The sequence below is a fragment of the Paraburkholderia sp. ZP32-5 genome (genome assembly GCF_021390495.1).
GTDB lineage: Bacteria > Pseudomonadota > Gammaproteobacteria > Burkholderiales > Burkholderiaceae > Paraburkholderia.
This window is the reverse complement of record NZ_JAJEJP010000002.1, coordinates 1-15,025: the sequence shown is the minus strand read 5'-3', so window position 1 is coordinate 15,025 and position 15,025 is coordinate 1. Positions and strand designations below refer to the sequence as shown.

Here is a 15,025-nt window from a genome sequence, read left to right as displayed (position 1 = left end):
CGGGCAATATGGGCAAGTCGGAAAGCGGAATCAGCTCGTGGGTGTTCGTGTTCGTTTCGATAAACGGATAGCGGCTCGCTTCGGCGCGTGGTCGATCGACCCGCGGCAAAGTACAGTGACGCCTGCTGAAAAGCGGATTGCCCGGCGAGAGGAGAGCGTGTGCGGCAGGACGCGTTCGGCGGACCATGACGATCCGGAGCACAGACGACGTGGCGACGGCCTTTTTATCGTGCCGAGGATTGTCGAAGCAAACCTATGCCCGTGGCAACCCGCCAGAATAGGTTTGATTAAAGAGATTTTTCCTCATAGGCCAGATTTGCAAAATAATTCAGTAGTTTCTGCGCGAATTCTTTATTGTTCATACTTTTGTGTACGTTTGCGGTTCCCGATTCATCGCTGATTTAACGCCGCTTTTAGCGAACCGTTACACGGCGAACATAAGACTCCGCGCTTTGCGTCAATTTTTCCTCACCCGCCGTCTATCCTTCTTTTGGAGGCGGCGAGGTGCCGATACCGGCCCGTCACGGGGCCGTCCGTTCCAGACGACTTTAGGCATTAACGAAATGAGCTCTGACCGCGTCGAGTCGACGCGCGCGAACCGCCTGTCCCGCCGTGCCGCCCGCGAGCACGACGATGCATCGTTCCCCACGGTGCCGGAACAGAATTTCCACGTGCGGCGTATGACGCTGATCGCGCTGCTGGCCGTTGCCGTCGTGCTGCCGTTCATCTACGTCGCGGCGATGGCGCTCGGCGACCTGCGCGCGCGCGAAGCCGACGCGACCGAGCTGACGCTGCGCACGGTACGCGTCGCGGAAGAACATGCGCTGAAGGTGTTCGACATGAACGTGGCGCTGAACTCGCGCATCGTCGATCTGACGGAAGGCCTCGACGACGACGGCATCCGCGCGCGCGAATTCACGATCCACGACAGGCTGCGCACGATGGGCGGCGGCTATCCGCAGGTGGCCGCGATGTCGATCTTCGGGCACGACGGCGCGCTGCTCGCGAGCAGCCGCTTCTATCCGGTGCCGGTGCTGTCGATCGGGCAGCGAAGCGACTTCGTCGGCATCCGCGACCGCAGCGATCTGGAGGCGGTATCGCAAGTGATGAGCGGGGCCGTGGCGGGAGAGCAGGTGTTCAACATGGGCCTCGAACGCAAGAACCCCGACGGCTCGTTCGCCGGCGTCGTGTCGATCGCGCTGCGGCCGAGATACTTCGACGCGTTCTATCGCGAACTGCTCGGCGACAGCGACAGGACGCCGGTCATCATGAGCCTCGCGCGCAAGGACGGCGCGGTGCTCGCGCGCTACCCGTCGAATTCGCGCGAACCGGTCGCGATGGCGCCCGATTCGCCGTTCGCGCGCGCAGTCGCGAGCGGGCAATCGTCCGGCGTCTTGCGGGTGCACGCGTCGCACATCGGCGGCAATCTGATCGTCGCGTTCCGGCACGTCGGTTCGTACCCGGTATACGTGTTGTGCGCCTATCGCACCTCGGCGATCTGGAGCGCGTGGTACCGGCACCTGACCGTGCTGATCCTGTCGATGTTCACGCCGTCGATCGCGCTGTGGTGCGTGATCTGGCTGTCGCTGCGGCGGCTGGGCGCCGAAGAGGAAGCATGGCGGCGCTGGCAGGCCGAAGCGTCGATGCGCCGCTCGATCGAATCCGCGTATCGCCAGTCGCGCAAGATGGAAGCGCTCGGCACGCTGGTCGGCAGCGTCGCGCACGACTTCAACAACCTGCTGATGATCGTGTCGGCCAACGTGCAGATCTTGCGGCGGCGCGGCGTGAACGGGCTCGACCGCGAACTGTCGGCGATGGAGCGCGCGCTGAAGAGCGGCCAGTCGCTCACGCGGCAACTGCTGGGCGTCGCGCGCAAGCAGCCGCTGCGTACCGAGACGCTGTCGCTCGAACACTGGCTGCCGACGTGCCGCGAGTTGCTGCGCGCATCGCTCGGCGCGAAGGTGTCGCTGGTGATCGACAGCGGCATCGACACATGGCCGGTGCGCGTCGACGTCGCGGAACTCGAACTCGCGCTGATCAACGTCGCGGTCAACGCGCGCGACGCGATGGCCAGCGGCGGGCGCTTCACCGTGCGGGCGAGCAACGTCGTGTTCCGGCACGAGGACGGCTTCCCGATCACCGGCGACTTCGTGCAGGTGTCGCTCGAAGACACCGGTACCGGCATGGCGCCCGACGTGCTCGCGCGCGCCTTCGAACCGCTTTTTACGACCAAGCCGAAGGGCGCGGGCACCGGCCTCGGCCTGCCGCAGGTATTTGCGTTCTGCGAAAGCTCGGGCGGGCTCGCGGCGATCGACAGCGCGATCGGCGCGGGTACATCGGTGCGTCTGTATCTGCCGCGCGCGTCGGCGGAGCCGCAGAGCGCCGCACCGGCCGAAGCCGACGCGCAGGAATGTGCCGCGCCGCCGGGGCTGCGCGTGCTGCTCGTCGAGGACAATCAGGAGGTGGCCGCCGGCACAGAAGCGCTGCTGCAGATGATGGGCCATCACGTCACCTGCGCGTTCAACGCGGACCTCGCGCTGCGTATGCTCGAAGACGCGCGCGCCAAGTGCGCGACGACCGGCGAGCCGTTGCCGTTCGATCTGGTGCTGTCCGACATTCACATGCCCGGCAAGCTGAACGGCATCGACCTGGCCGAAGCGGTACTCGCGTTCGACACCCCGCTGGCGGTGATTCTCGTCACCGGCTACGCGGAGGAACTCGACCGTGCGCGGCACGTGAACGTGCGCGTGCTTTCGAAGCCGTTCGATATCGGGCTGCTCGAAAAGCTGCTCGAAACGATCCAGCGCAATCTCGAACCGACGGATTCCGATCAGGCGGCGCATCCGGCGGATACGTAACGCTCGCGACGCGCGGCGCGCAGCGAGCGGCCGGGTATGGCGTCATTTACCAGAACTTGTAAAAGCGCGGCGCACAGCCGCGCTTTTTTGCATGGAGAGCCGCTGCGACGCGCGCTGCGAGAGGGCGCGGCGGCGCACGGTCGGATTCCGGCATGATCGTTGCGGGATAAATCACAGCAAGGTGGGCGGCGCCATCGGCGCTGCCCGGTCCGCCAGAACCTGCCGGGAGACGACCATGCAACATACGGTGATTGGCTTATTCGATACCTATATGCAAGCCGAAAGCGCGCGCGACACGCTCGTGCAAACCGGTTTCGCACGCGACAAGATCGACGTGCAGGCGAACCCCGAACCGTCGGTCGGCTCGGCCACCGGCGAAGTCGCCAACGCGGGCATGCTCGCGAATATCGAGCGCTTTCTGTCGAGCCTGTTTTCGACGGGCCCGCGCAGCTCGGACACCGCGCGTTACGCCGAAGCGATGCGCCGCGGCGCGGTACTTGTGTGCGTGCATGCCGCGAGCGAATCGCATGCGGAACTCGCGCGCAACACGCTGGTGCGGCTCGGCGCGACCGATATCGGCAACCAGTTGCCGGATTGGGACGCGCAAGGCGCGGCCGCGAGCGCACGCGAGCATTCGGTGCTCGACGAACTGGGCGTCGGCGCGGTGATGCCGGGTACGCCTCGGTCATCGAGTGCGACGACGGGGGCGGGTGTTGCTGCGCCGGGGATGGCGGGAACCACGGGTACGGCAGGGATGCCGGAGACCACGAGCGCGAGCGCGGCGCGGGCGAACGCGACAACCATCGGCGGGGTGCGTCCAGCCGACGTCGCGAGCAGCGAATTCGAGTCAACAGGAATCGCTGGAGCGACTGGTGCAACGTCGGCTACCGGAACGACGCGGCCCACTGCCGCCCAGCCATCCGATCCGCTATACGTCGTGCCGCCGACCGGCTCCGACGCCAAGCCATTTGCGCCGCCGCCGTTCGGCGAACAGCCGATGACCGATCCGATCAGCGAACCCGTCGTGGATCCGCTCACCGGCGATGCGGCTCGTGGCGCGCTCGCCGCTGGCTCGGTGCCGGGCTCGGGCGCGGTGATGTCGCCGTCGCCGTCGCAAATCGTGCCGGAAGGCGGACAGCCGGGCACCGGCGCGGGCGGCGACATGCCGAACGAGTATCTGGAATACGAAGAGGATTTTCGCGCGCACTACGACGAGCAGTACGCCGCCGAGAATGCGCGCTACGAGGACTATGTGCCGGCCTATCGCTACGGCGCGGAAATCGGCAAGGACACGCGTTTCCGTGACCGTCCATGGGAGGACATCGAGGCCGAAGCGCGGCGCCATTGGGAAACCACGTCGCCGGACAGCACGTGGGAGCGCTTCAAGCTCGCGGTACGTCACGGCTGGGAACGGGTGACGGGGCGTCATCACGTTTAGCCGCGGTGGATGTGGCGCCAGCGGCCGGCGGCCGCTGGTTCATCAGGCGGGAGATGTCAGCCGCGGTCGGCCGCGCGCGTGGCCGACACGGGAATTGCTAGAGGCTCGCGTCATCCATCCACGGCGGGACAGGCGAGCCGACAAATGCGTCAGGCAGTGTGATGACGCTTGACCCACGCGACGTAGCGGTCGACGAACGTCTGCAGGAATTTGCGCGTGCCGTCGTTGAGGATCTCGCCCTTGTCGTTGATGACGGCGAGGTCGTGCTTGATGAAGACTTCCGGCTGCCCCATCGTCGCGACGTCGAGATAGGCGAGCACGTTGCGCAGATGCTGCTGCGCAAGCGCCGAGCCGGTCGCGCCGACCGACGTACCGATGACCGCGCCCGGCTTGTTGCCCCACGAGTTCGTGCCCCACGGACGCGAACCCCAATCCAGCGCGTTCTTCAGCACGCCGGGAATCGAGCGGTTGTATTCGGGGGTCACGAACAGCAGGCCGTTCGCGGCTGCGAGGCGCTCCTTCAGCTTTTTGCCGGCTTCCGGATAGTCGGCATCGTAGTCCTGCGAGTAGAGCGGCAAGGAACCGATATCGATGAATTCGAACGTGAAGTCAGCTGGAGCAAGAGAAATCACCGCTTGGGCCAGATGGCGATTGAACGACTCGCGGCGCAGGCTGCCGACGACGACTGCAATGTGATAGGCCATGGTTCGCTTCCTCGGATAGGGCGCTCGACGCGCAAAGTGTAAGGACTGTCCATCATAGGCAAAAGCTACGAGAGTGGTGTGAAGGTCGACGGCGAAATCGGGGTATCCCGCCAGCCACTGGCGGATGCGGACAGGACACGCGAATTCGGCGGTGGATAACCCCGCAGGCCAAAAACTTATCCACAGTTTCGCTGAATAACCTTGTGGATAAGTGGGACTTTTGCCTTGTCAATCAAGCACGCCATCGGGTCGGCAGGATTTGAGGCAAATCGACATCACCATGTTCTGGAGGATCGAGTCATGAGTCAGGATTACGCAGGGAAATCTCACGACGAAGCCGTCGCCGCGCGCAAGAAACTCAAGCAGCGCGCGCAGGAGCCGGCTGGCGGCGAAATGGCCGTCGACGGCGTCGAGGCCGACAGCACGCATAGTTGCGGCGAGTTGTCCGAGAAAGGCAAGCAGGTGTGGCGTACGGGCGCCGGACTCGATGGCGGCGGGAAAACGCCGAGCCGCTAGTCGCGCGGTTTCGAAGATAGGTGGCGCAGATGGCAGGCCGTGCAAGCGGCACGGCCTGCTGTTGCCGTGGTTTGTGTTGTGTTGAATGCAAAGAGGGCGCCGTTTGGCGCCCTCTTTTTTTGCCTCGCGTGTTGCTTCGGCTTTGGCTTCCGCTTTGGCTTGGCTTCAGTAACTTGCCGTGCCGATCAGTTGCCAAAGAACACGTTGCAGTACGAAGCCGGGCCGTTGCAGGTCGACGGAGCTTCGGCGTGAGCCGCGCCGGAAGCGGCGGCAAACAGTGCAACGGAAGCGATCAGGGCGGAAAAAATGCGTTTCATGGTGCGGGTCCTCGTTAGCGTGCGGTTCGCGATCGGAAGCGATCGATGGCGTGAAGAATAGCGAGCCGACCAGCGCGCAGAAATACCGAAGACGAGAAGATATTTTTTCATCGATTGCAATAATGCCGATTTCCGGTCTGCACGCGATATGTGACATTACGATGAGCGTTTATGCGCCTTCAGCCGAGGTCATTCGCTCGGTCGCGGATTTCTTTGATTTCATTTTTCGAAATAATCTATTTCCGCTGTCATAGGTAGCGGTGCTGGCGCGACCAAGTTCATCGGATCATCGCTTTGCGAAGGAACAGGATGAATATCGCTTCGCCGACGTACGGACGTGAGGGAGAATGGCGCACCCATCCGCAGACAGCGCGAGGACGATCATTCGCTCATGAATTACGACGTTTCAGAGGAACACGCGCGGCGCCATCGACGGCAGCCGACGCTTCGGCGGAGCTCGCCATGGCGCAGCTAGGCGGCCCGGCGCTCAACGATCCCGCCTATCTCGCGCAGTTGCGGCGCGACCTCGTGCGCTTCGCCCGTTTGCAGCTACGCGATGCCGCGGCCGCCGAAGACGCCGTGCAGGAAGCGCTGACGGCCGCCTGGACCCAGGCCGACCGGTTCGCCGCGCAATCGGAGCACAAGACGTGGGTGTTCGGCATCCTGCGCCACAAGCTCGTGGACACGCTGCGCGCGCGGCAGCGCACGGTCAATCTGTCGGCGCTCGAATCCGAACTCGATGACGAAGCGCTGCTCGATCGCGAGCTCTTCAAGGACAACGGCCACTGGTCGCGCGAGACCAAACCGCGGCCATGGCCAACGCCCGAAACCGCATTACAGCAGCAGCAGTTCTGGAGCCTCTTCGAGATGTGCCTCGAACATCTGCCCGAACATATCGGGCGCGTGTTCATGATGCGCGAGTTCCTCGATCTGGAAATCGCAGCCATCTGCGCGGAATTGCAGATCAACGCGAATCATTGCAGCGTGCTGATCTATCGGGCGCGTCTGCGGCTGCGCACCTGCCTGAGCGAAAAGGGCCTCTCTAGCGAGGATGCGAATGGGTAAGTGTACGAACATCACGCGCCTCTTGTCCGATGCGCTCGACCGCTCGCTGACGACCGGCGAGTGGGTCGCGATCAGGCTGCATCTGCCGACTTGTAGCGGCTGCCGCAACTATCGCAAGCAGATCCGGTTACTGAGGATGGCTGCGCATGTGACGAGTGGTATTGCTGGTGCTGATGGGGTGGATGGTGAGGGTGGGCGGGAAGATTGAGGGTTTTGTTTTTTGTTTTTGTTTTCGGATTGGATGCGTGGGGTTGGGGCGAGCTGGTGGGCGGGGTCTATGCGACCCGGCCATGGCTCGCTGCAGGGGCGTATAGACATGCAGCGGTTTGTGGAGCTACGCGGAATTGACGTGGCGTCGCGTGGCGTTACCGGATACGGCTCGAGCCACACGCCGCGACGGTCATCAGCGTTCGCTTGGCGGTGTATCCTGGTAACGCTCAAAGAATCGCGCGGGCGGTGCTTGCGCGGAATCGACGTGGCGTAGCGTTGCCCCGTTGTCCGATGCGGCTCGAGCCGCATACCGCGGCGGTCGACGCCCGCCCGGTGGCGCATTCCGGTAACGCTCAAAGAACCGCGGATGCGATCCTTGCGCGGAATTGACGCGGCGTGGCGTGGCCCGGTGCGGCCCGAGCCGCACGCTGCGACGATCATCAGCGTTCGCCCGGCGGCGTATCCCGGTAACGCTCGAAGAATCGCGCGTGTGATGCTTCATCGACAAAGACCGGCTGCGCTTGCGTGCGCGCAGGATGTTTGTCGAGTTGCGCGCGCGTGCGGATCGGCCGAGGCGCGAAATTGCCACCGCAATTCGGGCACACGTTGCGCAGTTTCGTCAGCGCACAAACTTCGCAGAACGTGCATTCGTACGTGCAGATCATCGCGTCAGACGCGTTCGGCGGCAATAACTTGCCGCAGCCCTTCACATGACGGTCTCAACTCGAGCATGGCGGTGGCTCCTCCGGTTTGTCGGCGGTGCAACAAGTGGGATGTGCATCGCTCGCCAGCCAGTTTAAGCGGCGCCGCTCGCCGCGAAAAGCGAGCAGCACGGGCATGCGTCAACGGTCTGCGCAGATACTGACGCTGACGCTATCGCATAAAGTCACGCGCGCTGCCGTGTGTCAGGTCAGCGCGGTCCACAAAACGAGCGTCAACGCGAGCCCAACGACGGAGACGATAGTCTGTAACACCGACCAGACCAGCACCGTCTGCTTCAATTGGAGCCCGAAATATTCGCGGACCATCCAGAAACCCGCGTCGTTCACATGGCAGAAAAACACCGAGCCCGCGCCGATCGCAAGCGCCATCAGCGAATTGTGCGTGGTGCTCAGACCCGCGACGACCGGCGCCACGATGCCGGCTGTCGTCGTGGTGGCGACGGTCGCCGAACCGGTGGCCTGGCGCAGCGCGACCGCGATCAGCCAGGCAAGCAGAATCAGCGGCATATGCGCGCCGATCGCAATCTTGCCGATCGTCGTGCTGATGCCCGCGACAACGAGCGCCTGCTTCAGGCCACCGCCCGCGCCGATCGTCAGCAATAGCGCGGCGATCGGCGGCAGGCTCTTGCGCAAGATGCCGCCGACGCGCTCGCGCGCCATCCCGCGCGACCAGCCGAGCGCCACGATTGCGAACAGTACGGTGAGGCCGAGCGCGATCAGCGGCTCACCGAGAAAATTCAGCGCGTCGAACGCGAAGGTCTCCGGATGTAGCAGCAATTTCGCGACTGTACGTCCGAGCATCAGCACGACGGGCAGCAGGATCGTGATCAGCGAAATCGCGAAACCCGGCGGCTCAGCGCCGTTTTGCTGCGCGGTGAACAGCTTGCCCATTTCCTCGGGCTCGGCCACCTGCATCCGTTTGGACAGCCAGATTCCATACAGCGGGCCCGCGAGAATCACCGCCGGAATCGCGACGATCAAGCCGAGGCCGAGCGTCAAACCGAGGTCGGCATGTAGCGCGCTCACCGCGATCAGCGGACCCGGATGCGGCGGCAGCAACGCGTGCAGCGTCGTCATGCCGGCGAGCGCGGGAATCGCGATGCGCAGGATCGGCTGCTGCGAGCGGCGCGCCATCACGAAGATGATCGGCACCATCATCACGAGGCCGACTTCGAAGAACAACGGCAAGCCGATCAGCAATGCGACGACGGCCATCATCCAGGGCAAGGTGCGCGGCGTCGAGTGCGCGAGGATCGTCGACACGAGCCGGTCGGCCGCGCCCGATTCGGCCATCAGCGCGCCGAGCATCGCCCCCAGCGCAATGATGATGCCGACGTCGCCGAGCAACGCACCCGCGCCTTTGCTGAAGGCGCTAGCGACCGCGTCGAGCGGCAGACCGGCCGCAAACCCCGCTGCGAATGTGCCGATCAGAATCGACAGAAACGGCGCGAGCTTCAGCACACTGATGAAGACGATGATCACTGCGAGCCCGAGCGCGCACGCCAGGATGAGCTGAGTGTCGTGGGTAGCCCACGGGGTGAGTGCAGTTGTTAAAGGCACGATATTTCTTTTTCCCTTTTAGCGATTGATACGGTTTTGCCTGACGCGCTGAGCAGGTGACTTTCGCGCCCTTGGCTCGGGCTTGGCTCGCGGTTGACCGATTGTAGCGGCGGGTGCCGGCGCGTCGCTGCGAGGCGGGCTTAAGTTCACGCTGGTCGGCGGCGGCCAATGCTTCGCAGCGCGTGTGTGATTTGCTTATCCGAATTTATCGGTTCGTCCAGGACGACAGACGAATTATCGTCGGAGCCAATCGGGCCGTTTCGTGCCCGTTATTTTTCTTTTTGCGAGCATCCTTATGTCCCGTCATCCGCTGCTCACGCGTCGCGCGTTTCTTGCCGGCGCGGGAGCTTCGCTGGCCGCCGCCGCGTTGCCCATCGTTTCCACCGCCGCTTTTGCCGCCGACACTCACGCGAAGGAAATTCGCATCGGCTATCAGAAAGCGGCGAGTACCCTCGTGCTGCTCAAAGCACACGGCACACTCGAAAAACGACTCGCGCCGCTTGGCATCGGCGTCAAGTGGACCGAGTTTCCGGCCGGACCACAATTGCTCGAAGGGCTGAATGTCGGCGCGATCGATTTCGGCTATGTCGGCGAAGCGCCGCCGGTGTTTGCGCAGGCCGCGGGCGCAAACTTCGTCTACACCGCCTACGAGATTCCAACGCCGCATGCCGAGGGCATCCTCGTCCATCCGGATGCGCCGATCAAAACATTGGCCGACCTGAAGGGAAAGAAAATCGCGCTGAACCGGGGATCGGATGTGCACTGGTTTCTGGTCGCTGCATTGGCAAAGAACGGCGTGAAATTCAGCGAGATTCAGCCCGTCTACCTACCGCCCGCCGATGCGCGCGCCGCGTTCGAACGCGGCGCAATCGATGCGTGGGCAATCTGGGATCCGTTCCTCGAAGCCGCCAAGCGGCAGACGAATGCCCGTCTGCTCGCGGATGCCGAAGGTATCGTAAGTCACCATCAGTTTTTTCTGAGCGCAAGGCCGTTCGCGCAACAGAACGGCGAAGTGCTCGCGATCGTGATGGATGAAGTCAGCAAGGAAGGGGAGTGGGTGCGCGGCCATTACAGTGAGGCGGCCGCACAACTCGCGCCGATTCAGGGGCTCGACGCGAACGTCATCGAATCGGGTTTGCGCCATTACGCGCACATCTACAAACCCGTCGACGCGAATGTACTCGCCGAACAGCAGCGCATCGCGGATGCGTTCACCGAACTGCGCCTGATCCCAACCAGAATCGTCACCAGAGACGCGGCGTTGCCGGGCAAGGCCTAACGTCATCGCGTGGACTTGCGCCACGCGACACTTCATTTGGTCACGCGCTCGTTCAGTCGAAGAGCGCCGCAACGTTTTCAGGCGGGCGGCCGATAACGGCTCGTCCGTTCCTGACGACGATCGGGCGTTGCAGCAAGATCGGATGCTTCGCCAATGCCTCATAGAGCTGCGCGTCGGTCAACGATGGATCGGCGAGGTTGAGTTCTTTGTATTCGGCTTCGGTGTCGCGGATCATCTCGCGGACCGGGCAACCGAGTTGGGCGTTGAGTTCCTTGAGCTGGGCGACGGTAAGCGGCTGCTTCAGGTATTCGATGACTTCCGTTGCCTCGTTTGCGCTGTTGTACGTGCTTGTGATGAGTTCGCAGGCAGCGCGCGACTTCGAGCAGCGGGTGTTGTGGTAGATGGTGATCATGGGCTATTGAGCTTTGTGCTGTAGAGGGTTGGTGCGCGAGGAGCGTTTGAGGATTTTAGCTGGAGAGTGGGAGCCTCGTTTGGCACGGCTGGGCGGTGCGTTCGTGTCCGGCGCGGAGAGTCCGCGGGGCGCGCGGTTTATGCGCATAAACCAGCGCGTGAGCCAGCATTGGTTCGCAGCTGGGAGGGAGGGCTAGCGAGCAGTGAAAGCGTGCCTCTGTCCTATCAAAATCCGTACGTTCGGCTTGCGTCTGAGGCCGAGCGCTGCGGGTAAGACGAGGGCTGAAATCGAAGAGACGGTGGTACGTCTCTCGGTCGACGCAGCAGACGGCGTGGTCCTGAGTCCTCAAGCGATACCGCCTCTCCTGCCTTATCGCGCCGAGGCTTTATGCGCATAAAGCCTGCTCTCCCTAGTCCCTGACTTGATGTGTCGTTCTCACACGCAGCAGCGCGATTCAATAAGGCAAATCCGGTCGCATCGTATGCTGCCATCTGTCGCGCGATGGGGCACCCGCGCATCGACCCACTTCGATTCACTTCATCCGACGGTGCCTCAAAAGAACACCAGCACTGCACAGGCGCACGTGCATCGCCACCCCATCCGATGCCCCCTCGATGTCCTCTTTATGCGCATAAACCTCTGCCGAACGGCTAATTTCTATCTCATTTATACAAATCATTTGAAATAGGAATTCATCCAGGTAAAATCCATTTGCGTCTAAAAAGAGGGGGTGAAATTTGGCAGCGGAAATCATCGCGGTAACGCAGCAGAAAGGCGGGGTCGGAAAAAGCACAATCGCGATGCATCTCGGTGCTGCCTTTCACGAAAAAGGCAAACGCGTTCTCGTTGTCGACGCGGACGGCCAAAACACACTGATCCATTGGGCCAGTGCCTCCTCTGACGGTGACGTAGGCATCCCATTCGCGGTCGTCAACCTCTCCGAAGCCGGCAGCCAGATCCATCGCGAGATCAAGAAATTCGTGGCTGACTACGACATCATCGTCGTCGACTGTCCGCCCTCCATTACCGAAAAAGTCTCCGGCGTTGTGCTGCTTGCCGCAAGCGTCGCGGTAATCCCCACCTCGTCTTCGCCTGCCGACTACTGGTCGAGCATCGGTCTCGTCAAACTGGTTCAGCAAGCCCAGGTGATGAACGAAGACCTGCGTGCCGTCTTCCTGCTCAACAAGACCGAAGAGAAACGGATGCTGACGCGCGAGCTGAAGCGTGCGCTGGAGGAACTCGGTTTCCCTCTGCTCAAGACCCAGATCCCGACGCGCGAAGCCTACAAGCAGGCGATGGCGCTCGGGCAAACGGTCCTTCAGATGAACGACCGCGGCGCCAAACTCGCCGCTATCGAAGTACGGGCGTGCGCGAATGAGATCGCCGCCTTGCTCCCGTGAAATTTATGCGCATAAAGGACCCTGAATGAAACCGTCCCAATTCGCCAAAGGCTTTCAAGCACGCCCCGACACCACCAGCAGCGAAAAGCGCACCGCTCTTGATCGCCTGAACGCGATCGACGGCCTGGTCAGAAACGAACCCGCGAACACCGTGTCTCCGGGACGCGCGATTCCGGCCATCGTGCCGCCGCGGCTCCAGGAAGTCGACGCCGTCGACACGACCGACGAGTCAGCCGCCTACCGCGCGTGGAGACTCGAACACGGCTACCGACCGGGCCAGGTGATCGAACTCGCGCTCAAAACCATCAAGCCGAGCCCGTTCAATCCGCGGCACTTTTATCTGAAATCGTCGATTGCCGAGCTCGCCGTTAATCTGGCGAAGCAGGGGCAGCAGCAGGCGATCCACGTGATCCCCGATTACGATAATCCCGGTACCTATTTCGTCAGCGACGGCGGCCGGCGCGTGCGTGCGCTGAAGGAAGCGAACAAAGAGTCGGTGAAGGCGATCGTCATCGACCTGCCGATCGGCATCGAGAGCTACAAGCTCGGCTACGACCTCAACGTCCAGCGCGACTCGCAGACTGTGTTCGACAATGCAGTCGTCTGGAAACGCTTTCTCGACGAGCGGCACTTCCAGAGCCAGAAGGAGCTTGCCGAGCATCTGGGACTCGACGAATCGACCATCGCAGTCGCTCTGTCCATCGCCAAGTTGCCGGAAGCCGTCATGCAGGAAATGGTCGCCCGCACCGACCGCTTCGGCTCGAACATGGCGTATCAGGTGGGCCGCTATCACACGGCCCGAGGCGCGGACGCCACGCTGCGGCTGATCAACCGGATCCTCTCCGACGATCTGAGCACGCGGCAGGTCGCCGATATCGTCAAAGGCCGGGCGACCACGCAGGAAAACGCGAAGCCCGCCGGCCGGCAGCGCTACGCGCAGCGTCTGGAAATCAAGCTTGAGGGAGTCTCTGTCGGCGATCTAAAGTCATACGGAGACGATCGCCTCGAGCTGCGCCTGAAAGGCCTGTCGCGCGAAAAGCGCGATGACATCCTCCGGCAGATTGAAAAGATGCTGAAGTAAAAGTGGTCCGGGCGGCATGTGTTCGTCGCCGCCCTCAACGCAACCGGCAGACTCATCACCGCAAAATCAGGCGGCCGGACAGACAACCAGACCGGCCATCAAACGTGCCGCCATCAGGCCGCGCGTGACTGGCTCAGCGTAAAGGCGAGCAGATCGCCATCGGTCGGCTCGCCCCAGGTTCTGCGCGCGAGCCAATCGAAAAACGCCGTTTCGACGATCTTCGAGTCCAGTCCACGACGACGCCAGTCGTCGCGCATGTGCGTGCCCAGCCCCGGCAGTTCCTCTTCCTCGAACGACTGCCGCGCGATATCCCGTTCCGACTCACCTTGCTCGTTGTACAACTCGTACGCCTGCTTGCGGCGGTACGCCGAGTATTCGCCGAGCAGACGCGCCTTCAGATCGTCGGCCGGCGCAACGGCGGCTTTGCCGGTGCCACCGGTGAGCGGCAGCGCCTCGACCGGCGGCGCATAACCCTTCTTCAACGCATCCTTGAACAGCGCCGGCGCGCTGCGCACCGGGGGCAGCGACGTGCTGCGCATGCGTTGCTCGGTCATCTGCAACGCGGCGCGGATGCGGTTTTCCTCACTGTCCGCGTACAGCGTCTGCGCCTCTTTCAGCGGGATGCCGATCTTCACCATCCGGTCGACGAGCGTGCTGTCGAATACGTTCGGATGTTCGTCGAGCGCGAGCATCGGCTGCTTGCGCTCGGTCACGCGAAACTGAATTTCCGCCACACGCCGGCCTTCCCGATGTTCGATCAGCTCGACGAAGATGTTCGTGACGGCGTTGACCTCGGCAATGGCCGGGCGCAGATAGTCGCGCTTGAAATACTTGTACTCGCGCTTCGCTTCGTCACCCGCTTCGGTGTCCGGCGTACCCGACAGAATCGGGCGCCACCATTCCCACGTCTCGCGCATCGTCAGATGACTCGGGTTGGTCAGATAGCGTACGCAGATCTCGTAAAGCGCGAGGCCCGCGCTGCTGCGCAACTGGCTCTGGAACTGCAGGCTCAGACGCGCGTACTGAACCGGATCGAGCAGCTTTTTCTTGATCTTCGGCGCAAAGGAAAACTCGACCCACACGCGACGGGTGGTCGGATCTTCGAGAATTTCGGCGTCGGCGATCAGCGTCGAGATGCCCCACTTGCGACCGGGCTTCTGGCTCGACGTGCCCGTGCTCCATTCGACCTGCACCGACACCATGCGGCGCAGATGCTCCTTGACGAGCGCGGTATCGTTGGAATCAAACGCCGAATTGGCCACGATGTCGGACAGCAGCGCCCGATACGTGTCGCCCGATTCGTCCGCCTGCTGCGCGACGGCGAGCAGCACGTTGAACAGCTTGCGCGTGAGCAGCGTGATCTTGCCGCTCTTGGGCTGGATTGCGATTGCCTCGACGGCCTTGCGCAATTCAGCCGAACTCGGGCTGACTACATCGGTCTTTTTCGCGCGCTTCGTGGCCAT

General features: G+C 62.8%; 12 protein-coding genes and 3 pseudogenes. 9 read left to right on the top strand and 6 right to left on the bottom strand.

The window, feature by feature from the left end; genetic code table 11:
- Window positions 1–563: 563 nt before the first annotated feature.
- A complete protein-coding gene (locus L0U82_RS18930) occupies window positions 564–2,858 on the top strand; it encodes a hybrid sensor histidine kinase/response regulator (RefSeq protein ID WP_233833432.1) in 2,295 nt (764 codons plus the stop codon).
- 235 nt (window positions 2,859–3,093) lie between these two features.
- The gene (locus tag L0U82_RS18925) at window positions 3,094–4,296 is read left to right on the top strand and encodes a hypothetical protein (RefSeq protein WP_233833430.1); all 1,203 of its coding nucleotides are present in this window, start codon (window positions 3,094–3,096) and stop codon (window positions 4,294–4,296) included.
- Between the two features lie 149 nt (window positions 4,297–4,445).
- Here L0U82_RS18925 and L0U82_RS18920 read toward each other — a convergent pair whose 3' ends face one another.
- On the bottom strand, window positions 4,446–5,000 hold the full coding sequence (locus L0U82_RS18920) for an NADPH-dependent FMN reductase (protein WP_233833428.1): 555 nt from the start codon (window positions 4,998–5,000) through the stop codon (window positions 4,446–4,448).
- 300 nt (window positions 5,001–5,300) lie between these two features.
- On the opposite strand from L0U82_RS18920, the gene L0U82_RS18915 reads away from it, so the two are divergent.
- Window positions 5,301–5,516 carry a hypothetical protein gene (locus tag L0U82_RS18915; protein WP_233833426.1) on the top strand — a complete coding sequence of 72 codons (216 nt, stop codon included), beginning with the start codon at window positions 5,301–5,303 and terminating at the stop codon, window positions 5,514–5,516.
- A 185-nt stretch (window positions 5,517–5,701) separates the two neighbouring features.
- Here the strand turns inward: L0U82_RS18915 and L0U82_RS18910 are convergent, their stop codons facing one another.
- A complete protein-coding gene (locus L0U82_RS18910; protein WP_233833423.1) occupies window positions 5,702–5,944 on the bottom strand; it encodes a hypothetical protein in 243 nt (80 codons plus the stop codon).
- Between the two features lie 351 nt (window positions 5,945–6,295).
- Between L0U82_RS18910 and L0U82_RS18905 the strand changes: the two genes are divergently transcribed.
- Entirely contained in the window at window positions 6,296–6,898 is a 603-nt protein-coding gene (locus tag L0U82_RS18905) for an RNA polymerase factor sigma-70 (RefSeq protein ID WP_233833421.1), read from the top strand.
- Window positions 6,891–7,106, top strand: a complete 216-nt coding sequence (locus L0U82_RS18900) for a zf-HC2 domain-containing protein (protein ID WP_233833419.1) — start codon at window positions 6,891–6,893, stop codon at window positions 7,104–7,106. The genes L0U82_RS18905 and L0U82_RS18900 overlap by 8 nt, the downstream gene beginning before the upstream one ends.
- A 442-nt stretch (window positions 7,107–7,548) precedes the next feature.
- Here the strand turns inward: L0U82_RS18900 and L0U82_RS18895 are convergent.
- Window positions 7,549–7,840, bottom strand: a pseudogene (locus L0U82_RS18895) (DUF1272 domain-containing protein).
- Window positions 7,841–8,013: 173 nt separating this feature from the next.
- On the bottom strand, window positions 8,014–9,390 hold the full coding sequence (locus L0U82_RS18890) for a GntT/GntP/DsdX family permease (RefSeq protein WP_233833418.1): 1,377 nt from the start codon (window positions 9,388–9,390) through the stop codon (window positions 8,014–8,016).
- Window positions 9,391–9,685: 295 nt separating this feature from the next.
- On the opposite strand from L0U82_RS18890, the gene L0U82_RS18885 reads away from it, so the two are divergent.
- Window positions 9,686–10,669 (top strand): sulfonate ABC transporter substrate-binding protein, encoded by a 984-nt coding sequence (locus L0U82_RS18885; RefSeq protein ID WP_233833416.1) that lies wholly within the window; start codon window positions 9,686–9,688, stop codon window positions 10,667–10,669.
- A 52-nt stretch (window positions 10,670–10,721) separates the two neighbouring features.
- Here the strand turns inward: L0U82_RS18885 and arsC are convergent, their stop codons facing one another.
- Window positions 10,722–11,081, bottom strand: a complete 360-nt coding sequence (gene arsC, locus L0U82_RS18880; RefSeq protein WP_233833414.1) for an arsenate reductase (glutaredoxin) — start codon at window positions 11,079–11,081, stop codon at window positions 10,722–10,724.
- A gap of 737 nt (window positions 11,082–11,818) precedes the next feature.
- Here arsC and parA point away from each other — a divergent pair.
- From parA to L0U82_RS18870, 3 genes and pseudogenes are all read left to right on the top strand, one after another.
- A complete protein-coding gene (parA, locus tag L0U82_RS18875) occupies window positions 11,819–12,481 on the top strand; it encodes a ParA family partition ATPase (protein WP_233833412.1) in 663 nt (220 codons plus the stop codon).
- A 25-nt stretch (window positions 12,482–12,506) separates the two neighbouring features.
- Window positions 12,507–12,621: pseudogene (locus L0U82_RS39980) on the top strand (ParB/RepB/Spo0J family partition protein); the annotation flags it as partial.
- A gap of 74 nt (window positions 12,622–12,695) precedes the next feature.
- Window positions 12,696–13,562, top strand: a pseudogene (locus L0U82_RS18870) (ParB/RepB/Spo0J family partition protein); the annotation flags it as partial.
- Between the two features lie 113 nt (window positions 13,563–13,675).
- Here the strand turns inward: L0U82_RS18870 and L0U82_RS18865 are convergent.
- The coding region (locus L0U82_RS18865; protein WP_233833408.1) for a replication initiation protein at window positions 13,676–15,025 on the bottom strand (1,350 nt) is incomplete at its 5' end.